At 36.3% G+C, this 13,965-nt stretch carries 26 protein-coding genes; 19 read left to right on the top strand and 7 right to left on the bottom strand.

Going from position 1 to position 13,965, the window contains the following annotated elements:
• Positions 1–350: hypothetical protein (locus QHH19_03440; protein MDH7517378.1), on the top strand; the 350-nt coding region annotated here is incomplete at its 5' end.
• 215 nt (positions 351–565) lie between these two features.
• On the opposite strand, the gene QHH19_03435 is transcribed toward QHH19_03440, so the two are convergent.
• Together QHH19_03435 and QHH19_03430 are read right to left on the bottom strand one after the other, a co-directional pair.
• Positions 566–925 (bottom strand): M28 family peptidase, encoded by a 360-nt coding sequence (locus QHH19_03435; GenBank protein MDH7517377.1) that lies wholly within the window; start codon positions 923–925, stop codon positions 566–568.
• Entirely contained in the window at positions 903–1,667 is a 765-nt protein-coding gene (locus QHH19_03430) for a M20/M25/M40 family metallo-hydrolase (protein MDH7517376.1), read from the bottom strand. The genes QHH19_03435 and QHH19_03430 overlap by 23 nt, the downstream gene beginning before the upstream one ends.
• A gap of 56 nt (positions 1,668–1,723) precedes the next feature.
• Between QHH19_03430 and QHH19_03425 the strand changes: the two genes are divergently transcribed.
• Positions 1,724–2,359, top strand: a complete 636-nt coding sequence (locus QHH19_03425) for a DUF996 domain-containing protein (protein ID MDH7517375.1) — start codon at positions 1,724–1,726, stop codon at positions 2,357–2,359.
• Here QHH19_03425 and QHH19_03420 read toward each other — a convergent pair whose 3' ends face one another.
• Entirely contained in the window at positions 2,360–2,830 is a 471-nt protein-coding gene (locus tag QHH19_03420; GenBank protein MDH7517374.1) for a hypothetical protein, read from the bottom strand.
• A gap of 29 nt (positions 2,831–2,859) precedes the next feature.
• Entirely contained in the window at positions 2,860–3,537 is a 678-nt protein-coding gene (locus QHH19_03415) for a protease PrsW (protein ID MDH7517373.1), read from the bottom strand.
• 79 nt (positions 3,538–3,616) lie between these two features.
• On the opposite strand from QHH19_03415, the gene tpiA reads away from it, so the two are divergent.
• Positions 3,617–4,288 (top strand): triose-phosphate isomerase, encoded by a 672-nt coding sequence (gene tpiA / locus QHH19_03410; GenBank protein ID MDH7517372.1) that lies wholly within the window; start codon positions 3,617–3,619, stop codon positions 4,286–4,288.
• A gap of 6 nt (positions 4,289–4,294) precedes the next feature.
• Here the strand turns inward: tpiA and rpe are convergent, their stop codons facing one another.
• Complete coding sequence (gene rpe / locus QHH19_03405) at positions 4,295–4,942, bottom strand: ribulose-phosphate 3-epimerase (GenBank protein MDH7517371.1); 648 nt, start codon at positions 4,940–4,942, stop codon at positions 4,295–4,297.
• An 80-nt stretch (positions 4,943–5,022) separates the two neighbouring features.
• Positions 5,023–5,178 carry an AbrB/MazE/SpoVT family DNA-binding domain-containing protein gene (locus QHH19_03400; GenBank protein MDH7517370.1) on the bottom strand — a complete coding sequence of 52 codons (156 nt, stop codon included), beginning with the start codon at positions 5,176–5,178 and terminating at the stop codon, positions 5,023–5,025.
• A 159-nt stretch (positions 5,179–5,337) separates the two neighbouring features.
• Here QHH19_03400 and fsa point away from each other — a divergent pair, with 159 nt between their 5' ends.
• The 3 genes from fsa to QHH19_03385 are packed head-to-tail and all read left to right on the top strand — an operon-like array spanning position 5,338 to position 6,646.
• Positions 5,338–5,982: a fructose-6-phosphate aldolase gene (gene fsa / locus QHH19_03395; protein ID MDH7517369.1), complete on the top strand. Its 645-nt coding sequence runs from the start codon at positions 5,338–5,340 to the stop codon at positions 5,980–5,982.
• Positions 5,983–6,031: 49 nt separating this feature from the next.
• Complete coding sequence (locus tag QHH19_03390; GenBank protein ID MDH7517368.1) at positions 6,032–6,346, top strand: hypothetical protein; 315 nt, start codon at positions 6,032–6,034, stop codon at positions 6,344–6,346.
• A 36-nt stretch (positions 6,347–6,382) separates the two neighbouring features.
• The gene (locus QHH19_03385; protein ID MDH7517367.1) at positions 6,383–6,646 is read left to right on the top strand and encodes a hypothetical protein; all 264 of its coding nucleotides are present in this window, start codon (positions 6,383–6,385) and stop codon (positions 6,644–6,646) included.
• 115 nt (positions 6,647–6,761) lie between these two features.
• Here QHH19_03385 and QHH19_03380 read toward each other — a convergent pair whose 3' ends face one another.
• Positions 6,762–7,043, bottom strand: a complete 282-nt coding sequence (locus QHH19_03380; protein MDH7517366.1) for a DUF5611 family protein — start codon at positions 7,041–7,043, stop codon at positions 6,762–6,764.
• Positions 7,044–7,350: 307 nt separating this feature from the next.
• Here QHH19_03380 and QHH19_03375 point away from each other — a divergent pair, with 307 nt between their 5' ends.
• The 13 genes from QHH19_03375 to rplX form a co-directional block, all read left to right on the top strand.
• Complete coding sequence (locus QHH19_03375; GenBank protein MDH7517365.1) at positions 7,351–8,343, top strand: 50S ribosomal protein L3; 993 nt, start codon at positions 7,351–7,353, stop codon at positions 8,341–8,343.
• Positions 8,344–8,345: 2 nt separating this feature from the next.
• Complete coding sequence (gene rpl4p, locus QHH19_03370) at positions 8,346–9,104, top strand: 50S ribosomal protein L4 (protein MDH7517364.1); 759 nt, start codon at positions 8,346–8,348, stop codon at positions 9,102–9,104.
• 3 nt (positions 9,105–9,107) lie between these two features.
• Positions 9,108–9,374 carry a 50S ribosomal protein L23 gene (locus tag QHH19_03365; protein MDH7517363.1) on the top strand — a complete coding sequence of 89 codons (267 nt, stop codon included), beginning with the start codon at positions 9,108–9,110 and terminating at the stop codon, positions 9,372–9,374.
• Positions 9,375–9,386: 12 nt separating this feature from the next.
• The gene (locus tag QHH19_03360; GenBank protein ID MDH7517362.1) at positions 9,387–10,097 is read left to right on the top strand and encodes a 50S ribosomal protein L2; all 711 of its coding nucleotides are present in this window, start codon (positions 9,387–9,389) and stop codon (positions 10,095–10,097) included.
• Positions 10,098–10,126: 29 nt separating this feature from the next.
• On the top strand, positions 10,127–10,561 hold the full coding sequence (locus tag QHH19_03355; protein MDH7517361.1) for a 30S ribosomal protein S19: 435 nt from the start codon (positions 10,127–10,129) through the stop codon (positions 10,559–10,561).
• Positions 10,562–10,567: 6 nt separating this feature from the next.
• The gene (locus tag QHH19_03350; GenBank protein ID MDH7517360.1) at positions 10,568–11,014 is read left to right on the top strand and encodes a 50S ribosomal protein L22; all 447 of its coding nucleotides are present in this window, start codon (positions 10,568–10,570) and stop codon (positions 11,012–11,014) included.
• On the top strand, positions 11,014–11,877 hold the full coding sequence (locus tag QHH19_03345) for a 30S ribosomal protein S3 (GenBank protein MDH7517359.1): 864 nt from the start codon (positions 11,014–11,016) through the stop codon (positions 11,875–11,877). Before QHH19_03350 ends, QHH19_03345 begins: the two co-directional genes overlap by 1 nt.
• A gap of 2 nt (positions 11,878–11,879) precedes the next feature.
• Positions 11,880–12,080: a 50S ribosomal protein L29 gene (gene rpmC / locus QHH19_03340; GenBank protein ID MDH7517358.1), complete on the top strand. Its 201-nt coding sequence runs from the start codon at positions 11,880–11,882 to the stop codon at positions 12,078–12,080.
• A complete protein-coding gene (gene yciH / locus QHH19_03335; GenBank protein MDH7517357.1) occupies positions 12,081–12,380 on the top strand; it encodes a stress response translation initiation inhibitor YciH in 300 nt (99 codons plus the stop codon). It abuts the gene before it with no gap.
• 64 nt (positions 12,381–12,444) lie between these two features.
• The gene (locus QHH19_03330; protein ID MDH7517356.1) at positions 12,445–12,708 is read left to right on the top strand and encodes a ribonuclease P protein subunit; all 264 of its coding nucleotides are present in this window, start codon (positions 12,445–12,447) and stop codon (positions 12,706–12,708) included.
• 5 nt (positions 12,709–12,713) lie between these two features.
• A complete protein-coding gene (locus QHH19_03325; GenBank protein MDH7517355.1) occupies positions 12,714–13,061 on the top strand; it encodes a 30S ribosomal protein S17 in 348 nt (115 codons plus the stop codon).
• Positions 13,062–13,077: 16 nt separating this feature from the next.
• Positions 13,078–13,476, top strand: a complete 399-nt coding sequence (locus QHH19_03320) for a 50S ribosomal protein L14 (protein MDH7517354.1) — start codon at positions 13,078–13,080, stop codon at positions 13,474–13,476.
• An 11-nt stretch (positions 13,477–13,487) separates the two neighbouring features.
• The coding region (gene rplX / locus QHH19_03315; GenBank protein MDH7517353.1) for a 50S ribosomal protein L24 at positions 13,488–13,965 on the top strand (478 nt) is incomplete at its 3' end.

Below are 13,965 nucleotides of genomic sequence, written 5' to 3'. Positions count from 1 at the left end.
ATACTAAAGGCATTAGCCATGTCGGAATTCTCTATACTACTGATCCTCCTCAGTTCTGGTGGGATATAACTGAAAATGTTTGTTTCTTTGGTGACCCTGATATGAGAGTGTTTGTTCCTGGTACTGATTATAGCAATGCAAACTACTGGGAAAAAGAAGATACAACACCACTAAGATACAACGCAGAAATATCAATAGATGGTCACATGCCATTCGGTGCAACAGATTATCCAAATGCAAAAGAACCAGTAACATTCTGGCAGCAATATCTAGTGCCAATAATAGCCTTAATACTAATAGTGTTACTAGTGATAGCCATGATCGTATTAAGCAGAAGAAAAAATAATTAATAAAAATATTTTTTCAGCAAGTATAAGTGAATTATCACCAAAACTCATATGGCTTTTTATCCGGTTATAATAAAATAGAAAAAGGTACATCCATCGTTGAGTATGCCCAGCAAAACAAGCATGGATATTAGGTAAGTAATTGTCAAACATCCTAGTTTCGGTCTTTAAGTGTTTCGTTGAATCGTGTGATGGAATTAAATTAAAGAATAATTAGATTATCTATATTCAACACCCCACGCCAATTCAGCAATAGTAGCTAATATAAACCTGGATACTTCTGTTGCATATGGAACATCCATATTCTCAATAGTATCTGAAGGTTTATGGTAATCAGTATCCTCTGTAGCCTCAGCAACGATTATTGCGTCGTAGCCATGTCTTAAGAACTCTTGATAATCACTTCCATAGCCTTTAAAATTGTCGAAAGTTACTTCATCCGAAAATATTGTAAAATTTAAAAACTCAGGATAACGCTGATTAACATTGATAATAAAATCAATTATCCACCTGGAATCTTTAGTTCCAGCAACTAAGACCTCAGTGTCTCTATAATCAGGTCCATGTGTTCCTATCATATATATCCATGCAAATCGTTGCTACAATGTTATCATTGTTTTTTGCAGCCTCTTCAGCATAAGCGCGAGATCCCATAAGCCATTGTTCTTCACCATCCACTGTTAAAAAACGTACAGTATGATTAAATGAATACTGGCTCATAATTTTTGCAGCTGCAAGAATTGCTGCTACGCCAGAGGAATCATCATTTGCTCCAGGTGCACCTGGCACGGTATCATAATGAGCAACTAAAACATATACCTCATCACTGTTTTTATCTGTACCAGGTAAAGTAGCTTCTATGTTGTTTCCTACAAACCATCCAAAAAACCAACTTGGTACTTTTAGATTCTTAATCGTTGGCTCCTGCTCCCAATATTGATATCTAACCTCTAAACCCATGCTTTCAAACTCATTATAAAGATACTTAGCCACCTTCTCAATTGGCAGATCAAAAAACCTACCGATAATAGGCCGATTAGAAAGCTTATACCAAAATCTACGAGCAGTAACATGAGGCCCAAAAGAAGTCAATTTTTCTATATAGTCCTTTATCATCGATTCATCAAGCTGCCTCATCATATCCATGACTTTTATAGCGATAGGATCTGGCACTTCTTCTGGAGGCTCTTCATGTATCAATGTTTCAGTTGATTTAAAAAATCCTAGATTATCCAGAGCAATGTAGACCACAACTGAAGAAACCACAAGTATTAACACGATTGTGATCGCTATGATCTTCTTTTTAGTAGTTTCTTTCATACTTTTCAACTCTTAGATAATATTTTATATACTTCACAATTTATATAATTTGTTATATGCAATATATAACAAAATGTTATAACTTACTCAAAAAATACAAGATTTGTGGTCAGCTAAAATATGAGAGTTTCACAGACGCTAAAAAAGCAAAAAAATTCATTGAAGACCTTAATGGTGAAGTAGCAATAAAACCAATAGGGCTCACGGGCGGTAAAGGAGTTAGAGTATCTGGTGATCACTTCAAAGGAATAAAAGAAGCTATCATGTACGTTGATGAGGTTATATCTAAAAAGATTGGTGGTGCTGCTAAGGTTTTAATTGAGGAAAAAGCTGTTGGTGAAGAGTTCACATTACAAGCCTTTTCAGATGGACATAGTATAATGACACCAGATAGAATAATGGGGTTGCTTGGCAACCTATTCATCGCACTCGTTGTTCTGTTTGTTTTCTTTATTGTTGCAGCATTATTCTTAAGAAAATCATTAGATTTGCTTGCTGCCAAAACAGGAGTAAAAATGTTTGGTACGACTGGATTGATTTTTTTGATTGGTGCCGTACTGATAATAATCTTTATCGGGTTTATTTTTATGTTAGTTGGGGTAATACTTCTGATGATATCATTTTTCTCGATCAAGACGCCGGCATCAACACAGGAGATGGTACAAAACACATTAGAAAATAAACAAATCTGATCACTGAAAATCTTTCTTTGATATACCAACGAGTATGAGCCCGACAAGTGATAATATACTAGCTGAGAGGAACGGGCCTATTATAAATAATCCCATAAGACTTCCTACAAGCGCTAGCTCCCATCTTTTCTTTTTAAAAGCTAATATACCCCCAAGTAATGTAAAAACTGATAATATAATTCCTATAACAGAACACATCTGAAAGATAGATATCATCTGCTCAGGGGTTATCTGAGATGGTAGTTCTATACCTTGTAGATTTAACTGTGAAATTAACTGCGCTGGATCAACTAAAAAATATGATGCCCATGTAAACAATCCAAGCAAACCAGCAAGAATTAAGATTAAACCAGCTATTGTCGGCATCGAGCTACCAGTTGGTTGTTGTTTAAATGAATCATATCCAACTGGTTGCGCTGACAAATCTTTTTCAACCACATTATAATCAGGTTCTGTTTTTTCCGTATTCATAATAAAAACCTTCTAAAAAACTGTAATGATTAATTTGTTTTTATGTCTATTTCTTTTTTACTTCTTTTCCGTCTCTGACTTTGCAATAAGATACGTGGCATTATTTTTTTAGTTGCATACCAGTACAAAAACAGGCCATATGCAACAAGGCTGATTTGAAGATATCCTACCCTATAAAAGTTGGTTACAAAAATAACTATAGTAACTGGAAGGTGTAATAGAATTACGAATAGCAAATATTTCGAGAGTTTACCATCATATATACCATACCCTATAATAGCTCCAGTTGCACCCTGGAAAAGGATTATTCCGATAGCACCAAAGAGAACAAGACCAAAGAGTAAGTAATCCGTTGTTTGGACATTACTAAAAAGGATAGACACTGGTGTAAAAATCGATCCGAAACCCAACCCAAGTGTGAGACCATATATTGTTGTTTCTCGTTTCCCCTGAAATCTGCCAATATTAAGTATCATTGTTTTAAAAACTTGCTCTAATATAGGAAATAAAAAAAGGTAGTATATACCCACGTTTGAAGTCAAAATTTCTATAACAGCCGAGATAAAACCTGTTACGATACCTGCTATAAAAAATATGAACATTGTTTTTTCTTTGAAAAAACCTTCAAATCCTTTTAGACTTATGAATAATAGCAGCAGCGCTGGTATTACTCCAAGAAATAAACTTGCATGAGGTAATATATCCATTTCGAGTCCAGATGAAATGGGAAATAATATATTAAAGGTCATCGATACCAAAAATCAAAAAATCTGAGGAGACTAAGTTATGTTAAAAACACCAGTTATTGTTCTCAACGTGAAAACATATATAGAGGCCACTGGTGAAAAAGTTTTAGAAATCGCAGATCTCATGGACAAAATATCAAGAGAAACTGGGGCTAGTATGGCGATTGCTGTACAGGCTACTGACATATCTATGTGTGCCAAAAAAGTTAGCATACCTGTTTTTGCTCAGCATATAGATCCTATAAAACCTGGTAGTTTCACGGGTTGGATTCTACCAGAGGCTGTTAAGGCATCTGGTGCTGTTGGTACTTTGATTAACCATAGTGAACATAGACTCGCTTTATCTGATGTTGATGCTTGTATAAAACGTTCTAAAGAACTGGGTTTAGATCATATTGTTTGCTCAAATGATATTCCTACATCAAAATCTATAGCGGTTTTTTCGCCTAATTTTATAGCGGTAGAGCCACCAGAGCTTATTGGTGGGGATATATCTGTTACAACAGCTGATCCAGGTATTGTTAGTGGCACAGTTGATGCTGTTAAAAATATTAACAAAAAAATCAGGGTTCTCTGTGGAGCTGGAGTTAAAAACGGAAAAGATGTAGCAAAGGCTGTAGAGCTTGGTGCAGATGGCGTGTTATTAGCTAGTGGTGTTGTAAAAGCAAAAGACAGAGAAAGTGTATTACGTGATTTAGCATCAGGTCTATGACTTATTTTATGCGTCTTTCAAAGATTGTATTGCTTCTTTATAATTACTACTCGTAAAAATATAATTTCCTGCGACTAGGACATCTGCACCGTTTTGTTTAACTGTTTTTGCGTTCTCCTTGTTTATACCACCATCCACCTCTAGGTAAATCTTTTTTTTGGTTTTATTGATCATCTCCTTTGCTTGTTTGATTTTTGGTAAAACTTCTTTTATGAAACCTTGCCCGCCGAAACCTGGGTGGACAGACATTACAAGGACGAGGTCAACCATACCGATGACATCTTTGATTTCATCAATTGGTGTTTCTGGGTTTACTGACACACCTGCTTTGCAACCATGGTTTTTTATTTTTTTTATCAAAGGCTCTAGTTCATCGCATGCCTCAGTATGAACCGTAATAAGGTTTGCGCCTGCTTTTGCGAAATGTTCTATGTATTTTTCTGGGTGTTCTATCATTAGGTGAACATCAAAAAATATGCCAGATATTTTCCTTATTTTAGAGACTACAATAGGACCTATAGTAATATTTGGGACGAAATGACCATCCATTACATCAATATGTAACCATTCTGCGCCTGCTTTTTCAACTGCTTTGATCTCATCGCCTAGTTTAGAGAAATCTGCTGATAGTATAGATGGTGCTATTAGTACCATTGTTATCAAAAACTGCAAATATCGTTTCTGTTTATAAATACAAGTGTTTTGATTAGAATGAATTGATCTGGAGAAGTTTTTTATTTCTTTAGTTTCCTTATTTTGAATTCCCCTATCCCTATGGGTATGATTTCTATCTCATCTCCATCGTTGATATCGTGGGCTTTTGCAAGCTGACTAGGTATCGTCAATACCAGGCTGCTACCCACTACTCGGGCTTTTCTTGTTAGAGGCATATCCCATCCACCTAAAACAGAGTAATGTATACGTAAATATATATATGTTTCTGTTTATTCAAAAATATCTAAACGTATCCCTCAAAACTAAAACGAGATGGTTTTATAGATACAAAAAGTTATGAACAAAAACACATTACACCCCTCTTGTGAGACTTTATGAAAATATTTGTTGACACAGCAAACTTAGAAGAGATAAGAGAACTTGCAAGCTGGGGAGTAATAGATGGAGTAACAACCAACCCAACCCTGGTAGCAAAAAGCGGGAGAAGCTTCAAAGAAATAGTAAAAGAAATATTTGACATAGTAGACGGACCGATAAGCCTAGAAGCAGTGAGCACAAAAGCAGAAGACATGATAAAAGAAGCACGGAACCTAGCAAAGATACACAAAAACGTTGTAGTAAAAATACCTATGACACCAGACGGATTAAAAGCAGTAAAAACACTTAGCAAAGAAGGAATAAAAACCAATGTAACACTCGTTTTCTCATCAAACCAAGCACTGCTAGCAGCAAAAGCTGGTGCAACATACGTGAGCCCATTCATAGGCAGACTGGATGACATAGGAAACGAAGGCATGCAAATAGTGGAAGAGATCATGGATATATTCAAAAACTATGATTTTAAAACACAGGTGATAGTTGCAAGCATAAGACACCCGATACATGTTATACAAGCAGCGAGGCTAGGCGCACACATAGCAACAGTACCACCAGATGTGATCAAAAAAATGGTTGGTCATTCACTAACTGATGTTGGTATAGATAAATTTCTTAAAGACTGGAAAAAAGTAAAAAAATAAAAAAACATAACTTAATCCATATGGTAGAAATACTATATTGGACGGAAAAATGAAAGAAAATAAATCGATGGGATTCATATCTTTACTCTGTGGTATCACAGGTATTATCCTGCTTCCATTAGATTTTTACTTTTCAGCATACAACATGATTTGGAGGGAACATCATAATTACATAGTGCTTTTAATTGGAGTTTTAGGCATAATTGCAATAGTAACTGGTAAAATGGCATATTCTAACATAAATAAAGACAAAAAAGACCTAATAGGCATAATTTTAGGAATCATAGATATAGCTTTTGCAATATTATGGATAATTGTATATTGGTATGTAATCAATCTTCCAACTTCCGGTTATCCACTCTAATTAATAAATTTGGAATCGTAGGGTTTGAGAAGAAAAATGGAAGAAGAAATCACAGAAAATAAACAAACTGCAGAAGGAATGTTGTCGGTATTTTTCGGTATACTTCTTCTTGTTTTGGAAGTTTTAAGTGCTAGTGGCTTAATCACACTTATATTGTTTTTAATAGTAATTATTCTTGGTGCTAAAGCATGGCATAAAAAAGATAAATTAGGATTAATTGGGCTAATTCTTGGTGTTATATCAATTATATTATCAATTTATTGGACTGTATATGTTTATATCAGTGGTTTACCTCATTGATGTATATTTTTCATTTGATGTAGTAATATTTGTTTATCTGAGGATTTATAAACGATTAGCTGTTTTGAAATTGTAGGGTTTGAGGGAAAAAATAAAAAAATTTGTTTAAACTACTCTATATTTTACTAAACTCTTTTTTCCGTTCCTTAGTATTTTTACCAGTTGCCTCAAAAAGAAAACTATTCCACTTTTTTATAATACTATAGTCACCCGACACCTTTTTAGGGGGAACTATATCAACGATAAGAAGGTTTTTTTCATGCTTCATATTGATATCACCGATACCATCTACACTAAATTTTATACCTTTTGATGCATCACCTTTAACACCGAAATATTTCAAAACCAGCGCACTTATATTTGGATTATGCCCTCTCTTAATAGTATATTCTCTCATAGTACAGCTCACTTCGTTTTTCTTGTATAATAAAAAACAATATTAAATTTTGTATTACCTTTTATCAAATTATCAAAATTATTTTTTAAAAAAAATAACCCACATCAGTACATAAACTTTATATACTAATCCTATAATGCCTTATTCCCTGTCTATACCAGACACAAAGCGGGCAATTCCCATGGAATCCCGGCATCAAACAGCACAGAAATTTGTTTTCGGCTGTTTGTGAAATGTCACGGTTTAGACAATAATGTATGAACAATTTATCATACATACGATACAAAACGAATTTAGAGGTTATAATATGCCAGATATAAGACGCCCACGGAGAGGGTCACATGGATATTCTCCACGAAAAAGAGCTAGAGCTGAGACTCCACATATAAAAAGTTGGCCTGAGGGTGGAGACAAACCAAAGATACAAGGTTTCCTTGGTTACAAAGCCGGTATGACACATGCTTTCGTCGTCGACTATAGACCTACCTCAACAACCTCAGGTAAAGAGGTAATAATGCCTGTATCAGTGGTTGAAACACCACCTGTTAAGGTCGCAGCTGTTAGAGGATACAAAAAAACTTACAATGGTTTACAGTCAATTGGTGAGATATGGGCTGAAAAACTAGATCCAGAACTTTCAAAAAGATTAAATTTAGCTAAAAAAGAAAAAAAAGTTAATTGGGATATTTTCAAAGATGTTGATGAATTACGTGTTATAATATATACGCAGCCAAAACTAGTTACTGGTGTACCAAAGAAAATACCTGAGGTACGTGAGTTCAAAATTAGCGGCGGTAGCATAGAGGAACAAATGAAATACGCAAAAGAAGTCCTTGGTAAAGAGATAAAAGTTAGCGATGCCATCAAAGAAGGGGATATGCTTGATATAATTGCTGTGACAAAAGGTAAAGGTTTTCAGGGTGTAGTAAAAAGGTTTGGTGTTAAGTTACTTTTCCATAAAAACTCTAAGCATCGCAGGATGATTGGGACTCTTGGTTCCTGGCATCCAAACTGGGTACAAGCAACAGTACCACAAGCAGGACAAGTTGGGTACCATCAAAGAACAGAGTACAACAAACGTGTTATTAAGATAGGTGATAAAGGCGAGGAGATCACACCCGCTGGTGGATTCCCACATTATGGTGTCATCCGAAACTCGTATGTTCTTCTTCATGGCTCAATTCCCGGTCCTATAAAAAGACTGGTTGGTATGAGAGACGCTATACGTTATCAACGTGGTGTAAAAATTCAGAAACCAGAGATAACTTATATCTCTACTACAAGTAAACAAGGTGCGTAAATATGACCAAGGTTAATGTTTATGGTGTTGATGGTTCAATAAAAGAAAAAATTGATCTACCAGTTTTATTCCATACACCTTATCGCCCTGACGTCATAAGAAAATCATTCAATGTTCTACGTTCTAATATGAGACAACCTTATGGTTCCGATCCTTTTGCTGGTACAAAACATGCGACAGAATCAATTGGCAAAGGACGAGGCATGTCTCGTGTACCAAGGCTCACACAAGGTCAAAAAGCAGCATTAGCTCCATGTGTCGTTGGTGGTAGAAGAGCGCACCCACCAAAAGCAGAACGTAATTGGAGTGAAAAAATAAACAAAAAAGAAAAAAAACTGTCTATACTCTCTGCTCTGGCTGCAACATCTGACAAAGAAAAGGTTTCAAACAGAGGACATAAATTCAACAAAAAAATAACACTCCCTGTTGTAGTTGAAGATGATTTTGAGAAAATCAAAAAAACCAAAGAGGTTATAGAAGCTCTTGAAAAAATAGGGGTATACGATGATATTGTTAGAGCTGAAAATGGTAAAAATATACGCGCTGGTAAAGGAAAAATCAGGGGTAGAAAATACAGGACTCCCAAGTCTATACTGATTGTTTCTACAAGTGATGAAATTAAAAAAAGTTCTGGTAATTTAACTGGTGTAGACGTTGTTAAACCAAATGAGATAAACATAAAGCATCTAGCGCCTGGTGGTTATGCTGGTAGGCTCACACTGTTCACAAAATCTGCTTTGGCACAAATAATGGGGTGGTAGGTAATGAAAATTGTTGACACATATGATGTTATATATCATCCTTATGTCACAGAAAAAACCATGAGCCTCATGGAAAAAAACAATGCGTTAGAGTTTATTGTGAAAAGGAAAGCGAATAAAGAGTTAATTAAAAAAGCTGTGGAGAAAATGTTTGATGTGAAGGTTAGTCACATACAAACAAAGATAACTAAGAATGGTAAACATGCGATTGTTACCTTCATGCCCGAATTTAAGGCTGAGGATATTGGTATGAGAATTGGAATATTTTAGAGGTAAAAAATTATGGGTAAGAGACTTATACAACAGAGAAGAGGAAGGGTGCGTGGCAGGTACAACGCTCCATCACATAGATTCAGAGGTGATGTTAAGTACATCCAAGATCGAGGAGTACATGAAGGTTTTATCGAAGATATTATGCACGATCCTGGTCGATCAGCTCCAGTGGCAAGTGTTAAGCTGAATAACTCCAGAAAAATATTAACCATCGCCACTGAGGGTATGAAGATAGGTGACAAAATAAAAATCACAGACAGTAAAGACGAGGCAGCAATAGGGAATGTACTTCCTCTCAGTAAGATACCTGATGGTTATATGGTTTATAACGTAGAATTATCACCAGGTGATGGTGGTAAGCTAGCACGTGCTGGTGGGAACAGCGCGACGATAGTATCACATGAGCTCGGTAAAACTACAATATTGCTTCCATCTGGGAAATTCAAAACATTAGATTCCTCATGTAGAGCAACAATAGGTGTAGTAGCAGGCGGGGGTAGAAAAGATAAACCATTTGTTAAAGCAGGTAAAAAATTCTTTGCGTATAGAAGCAGGGGAAAACAGTACCCGGTTGTTAGAGGCACAGCCATGAACCCTGTTGCCCACCCACATGGTGGTGGTAGTCACCAACACATTGGTAAACCATCTAGTGTGAAAAGAGGAGCACCACCTGGTAGAAAAGTTGGTAGCATTGCACCGAAACGGACTGGGAGGAGATAAAAAACATGGTAGATACCGAAGAGCATAAGATGTCTGCAAAAAGCAGGATGCGCAGTAAACGTAAAAAGATAGAGATAAAAAAGAAGGAGTTTAGATACCATGGAATGACCCTAGAAGAAATCAAAAAGCTATCAATAGACGAGCTAATACCTATTCTACCATCAAGGGCAAGAAGAACATTAAAAAGAGGTTTAACTAAAACTCAGGATAAACTACTCAACGATATTGAAAAAGCCAAACAAGGAGATATAATAAAAACACATTGCAGAAACATGATTATCCTACCAAGTTTCGTTGGACATAGAATAGATGTTCACAACGGAATCAGTTTCCAACGCGTAGACATACAACCCCATATGATTGGGCACTACCTAGGCGAGTTTGCTATGACCCGGAAAAAAGTTAAACACACAGGACCTGGTGTTGGTGCAACAAGGTCATCCAAATATATGCCTTTGAAGTGATGCTATATGAAAAAATACTCAACCACTATGGACCCAGATAAAACCGCAAAAGCATACGGATATGAGCTACATTGCTCAGTAAAAGACTCTAGAAACATAGCCCATGCCATAAAAGGTATGAAAGTGGAAGAAGCAAAAAAATACCTTGAAGACGTTATTGCTATGAAACGAAATATACCAACCATATACCACAAAGGTAAAAGATCACATCAGAAAGCATCTGGTCCAGCTAGTTTCCCAAGGAAAGCAGCTGAATACATGCTTAAAACAATAAAGAACGCAGAAAACAATGCTGAATACAAAGGGTTTGACACAGAAAACATGAAGATCTCACATATCTCAGCATATAATGGTAGGATAATAAAAGGCATGACGCCTAGAGCCCATGGAAGAGCAACTGATAAAAATGAAACAACAACAAATATAGAAATAATTCTTGAAGAGGTAGAGTAATGTCAAGTGAACGAAAGTTTGTTAGAGAAAACACAAACAGAGTGCTCATAAAAGAATTCCTAATCAAAAAGATAGAGGGTGCTGGTTTCGGTGGTATGAGTATACAGAGAACACCCATGGGTACAAGGATAGACATACTAGTAGAACGCCCAGGTATGGTTATTGGCAAAAGTGGTAACAAGATAAAAGATTTAACTGATGATATCAGAGCTAATTTCAATGTGGATAACCCACAGATAGAGATACAAGAAGCTGGTAGTAAAGCATCTTTAAATGCACAAATAATGGCAGAAAAACTAGCAGAGGCACTTGAAAGAGGATGGCATTTCAGAAGAGCAGGGCACTCGACTGTCAGAAGGATAATGGATGCTGGTGCAAAAGGATGCCAAGTTATAATAGCTGGTAAATTGACAGGTGCTCGTCATAGAACAGAGAAATTCACAGAAGGACACATTAAATACTGTGGTGAGACAGCAAAAGAAGTTATGGATGTTGGTTATGCAACAGCAAAACTAAAACCTGGTGTGTTAGGTGTTAAAGTTAGGATAATGAAACCTGATGCAAAATTACCAGATGAAATAACATTAAAAGTAGTTGCTGAGGAAAAAACAAAAGAAGTTAAAAAAGAAGAAGAAAAGAAAGAAGAGCCTGCTGAGAAGAAAAAGACTGATATCAAAAGACTCACTGAGATAAAAGGCATCGGCCCATCAATTATTAAAAAATTTGAGAAAGCTGGTATAACATCACTTGAAGAACTTTTCGAGATGGATTATGATGATCTATCATCAATTGATGGTATCGGTGGTAAAACAGCTGAGAACATCATTAAGAATTTAAAGAAACTTCTAGGGGGAACTACATAGTTATGGTGCTTAAGGCTAAAGAGATTAGAGAACTTTCTCATGAACAAAAAATAGAGAAACTAGAGGAATTGAAAAGAGAGCTGATGCATGAGCGTGGAGTAGCTGCAATGGGTGGATCACCGCCTTCTCCAGGTAAAATAAGGCAGATAAGGATGGAGATTGCAAAGCTATTAACGATCATGCGGGAGGAAGGAGAAAAATAAATGAGTGATATATGTGAAGTATGTGGTCTGCCGAAGGAGATATGTGTCTGCGAGGACATAGCTCGGGAACAACAGAAGATCACCATTGTACTCGACAAACGACGATATGGGAAAATGATGACCGTTGTAGAGGGGATAAACCCAAACGATCTCGACATCAATGCGCTGATAAGCAACCTGAAATCAATATGCGCCTGTGGTGGCACAATAAAAGAAGGAAAAATAGAACTCCAGGGTGACCACAGAACAAAAGTGAAAGAAACATTAGAGAAAATGGGATTTGTCGTTGAAATACTATAGAAGAAAAAGAATCTGTTGATAGGTTTTTCAACGATGTATTCCTAAATTCTCATGAGAGGATAACATGGATGAAAAAACTTTAGCTAGAGAGGAACTCATAGGACGTTATGTAACAATCAGAGAATGCACAGATCCTACTCTAGAAAATAAATCTGGTTTGATAATTGATGAAACAAAAAACACTTTCATAATTGAGATTGAAAATAAAGAAAAAAAAGTTAGTAAAAGTATTGCAAAATTTGAGTTTGAACAAGATGGTAAAAAAATTGTATTGAATGGATCAAAACTGGTATTTAGACCTGAGGATCGTATAAAAAAAGTAAGGTGAAACATGTGGCGAATAAGAAAAAAATAGAGAAAAAAGAACGTGACATTGGTTTAAACATAAAGGCTCCTACTGAGAGCTGTAATGATAGGAACTGCCCTTTCCATGGTACTCTATCTGTTAGAGGACAGGTTATAACAGGTGTTGTAGCATCCACTAAAATGAATAACTCTGTACTCGTGAAAAAAGAATATTTACATTATGTTCCAAAATATGAGAGATACGAGAAGAGGACATCAACATATCCTGCGCATTGTCCACCATGTTTGAAAGTTGCGGTTGGGGACAAAGTGAGGATAGTTGAATGCAGACCTATTAGTAAAACAATATCGTTTGTGACTGTAGAAAAATTATGATTGGAGGATTAAGAGTATGAAAGGTATTGCTGGCAGAACAATGCGGGGGCTACCAGTTGGAGCTAGACTAGAATGTATAGATAATACCGGTGCTAAAGTAGTCCAGATAGTTATGACACCAAAACTGAAGGGGACACATCGCAGGTACCCGAAAGCTGGTGTCGGTGACATGGTTATAATTAGTGTAAAAAAGGGTACTATGGAGATGAGAAGGCAACTGCTGAAAGCTGTTATAGTACGCCAGAAACGACCTTTTAGAAGATCTGATGGCACCATGGTGCAGTTTGAGGATAACGCTGCTGTAATAGTCACAGACACAGGGGAAACCAAGGGAACCATGATCAAAGGACCTGTTGCCATCGAAGCAGCAGAAAGATACCCAAAGATAGCTGCTATATCTTCAATAATAGTGTGAGTTGATTGAAAATGAAATCTAGAAGACCTGGTAAACAAAGAAAGATACTGTTCAATGCACCTCTCCACAAAAAAAGAAAATGGCTGGCATCACACCTAGAAGAAAATCTGCTTCTAAAATATGATAGAAGAAGCGTGCCATTGATAAAAGGGGATACAGTCAGGGTTATGCGAGGAAACTATAGAGGACATGAGGATAAAGTCGCAAAAGTAGATGTTAAATCAGGTTATGTAGAAGTAGAAGGAACCACAATCACAAAAGCCGATGGGAAAAAGATTCCGAAATTACTGCATGCAAGTAATTTGTTGATCACAAAATTAAACCTCGCGGACAAATGGCGAAGAGCAAAACTAGAAAAAGGACTACCCGAGGAGACGAAAAAAGAAATCGAAAGAGAAGCAGAGCAACAACTCAGAGATGCGGAAGAACAAAAAAGAAAAGAAGAAGAGAAAAAAAAGATAGAAGAAGCAAGACAGAAAACCCTAGAAG

It is taken from the genome of Candidatus Thermoplasmatota archaeon (genome assembly GCA_029907305.1).
Taxonomy (GTDB): domain Archaea; phylum Thermoplasmatota; class E2; order DHVEG-1; family DHVEG-1; genus JARYMC01.
Note: the sequence above shows the minus strand (reverse complement) of the source record. Positions and strands in the feature narration are given on the sequence as shown.

Bases quoted from the DNA above. Each gene is read 5' to 3' on its own strand.
- QHH19_03435 (MDH7517377.1), bottom strand. From the start codon at position 925: ATGATAGGAACACATGGACCTGATTATAGAGACACTGAGGTCTTAGTT.
- QHH19_03430 (MDH7517376.1), bottom strand. From the start codon at position 1,667: ATGAAAGAAACTACTAAAAAGAAGATCATAGCGATCACAATCGTGTTA.
- QHH19_03425 (MDH7517375.1), top strand. From the start codon at position 1,724: ATGCAATATATAACAAAATGTTATAACTTACTCAAAAAATACAAGATT.
- QHH19_03420 (MDH7517374.1), bottom strand. From the start codon at position 2,830: ATGAATACGGAAAAAACAGAACCTGATTATAATGTGGTTGAAAAAGAT.
- QHH19_03415 (MDH7517373.1), bottom strand. From the start codon at position 3,537: ATGGATATATTACCTCATGCAAGTTTATTTCTTGGAGTAATACCAGCG.
- tpiA (MDH7517372.1), top strand. From the start codon at position 3,617: ATGTTAAAAACACCAGTTATTGTTCTCAACGTGAAAACATATATAGAG.
- rpe (MDH7517371.1), bottom strand. From the start codon at position 4,942: ATGGTACTAATAGCACCATCTATACTATCAGCAGATTTCTCTAAACTA.
- QHH19_03400 (MDH7517370.1), bottom strand. From the start codon at position 5,178: ATGCCTCTAACAAGAAAAGCCCGAGTAGTGGGTAGCAGCCTGGTATTG.
- fsa (MDH7517369.1), top strand. From the start codon at position 5,338: ATGAAAATATTTGTTGACACAGCAAACTTAGAAGAGATAAGAGAACTT.
- QHH19_03390 (MDH7517368.1), top strand. From the start codon at position 6,032: ATGAAAGAAAATAAATCGATGGGATTCATATCTTTACTCTGTGGTATC.
- QHH19_03385 (MDH7517367.1), top strand. From the start codon at position 6,383: ATGGAAGAAGAAATCACAGAAAATAAACAAACTGCAGAAGGAATGTTG.
- QHH19_03380 (MDH7517366.1), bottom strand. From the start codon at position 7,043: ATGAGAGAATATACTATTAAGAGAGGGCATAATCCAAATATAAGTGCG.
- QHH19_03375 (MDH7517365.1), top strand. From the start codon at position 7,351: ATGCCAGATATAAGACGCCCACGGAGAGGGTCACATGGATATTCTCCA.
- rpl4p (MDH7517364.1), top strand. From the start codon at position 8,346: ATGACCAAGGTTAATGTTTATGGTGTTGATGGTTCAATAAAAGAAAAA.
- QHH19_03365 (MDH7517363.1), top strand. From the start codon at position 9,108: ATGAAAATTGTTGACACATATGATGTTATATATCATCCTTATGTCACA.
- QHH19_03360 (MDH7517362.1), top strand. From the start codon at position 9,387: ATGGGTAAGAGACTTATACAACAGAGAAGAGGAAGGGTGCGTGGCAGG.
- QHH19_03355 (MDH7517361.1), top strand. From the start codon at position 10,127: ATGTCTGCAAAAAGCAGGATGCGCAGTAAACGTAAAAAGATAGAGATA.
- QHH19_03350 (MDH7517360.1), top strand. From the start codon at position 10,568: ATGAAAAAATACTCAACCACTATGGACCCAGATAAAACCGCAAAAGCA.
- QHH19_03345 (MDH7517359.1), top strand. From the start codon at position 11,014: ATGTCAAGTGAACGAAAGTTTGTTAGAGAAAACACAAACAGAGTGCTC.
- rpmC (MDH7517358.1), top strand. From the start codon at position 11,880: ATGGTGCTTAAGGCTAAAGAGATTAGAGAACTTTCTCATGAACAAAAA.
- yciH (MDH7517357.1), top strand. From the start codon at position 12,081: ATGAGTGATATATGTGAAGTATGTGGTCTGCCGAAGGAGATATGTGTC.
- QHH19_03330 (MDH7517356.1), top strand. From the start codon at position 12,445: ATGGATGAAAAAACTTTAGCTAGAGAGGAACTCATAGGACGTTATGTA.
- QHH19_03320 (MDH7517354.1), top strand. From the start codon at position 13,078: ATGAAAGGTATTGCTGGCAGAACAATGCGGGGGCTACCAGTTGGAGCT.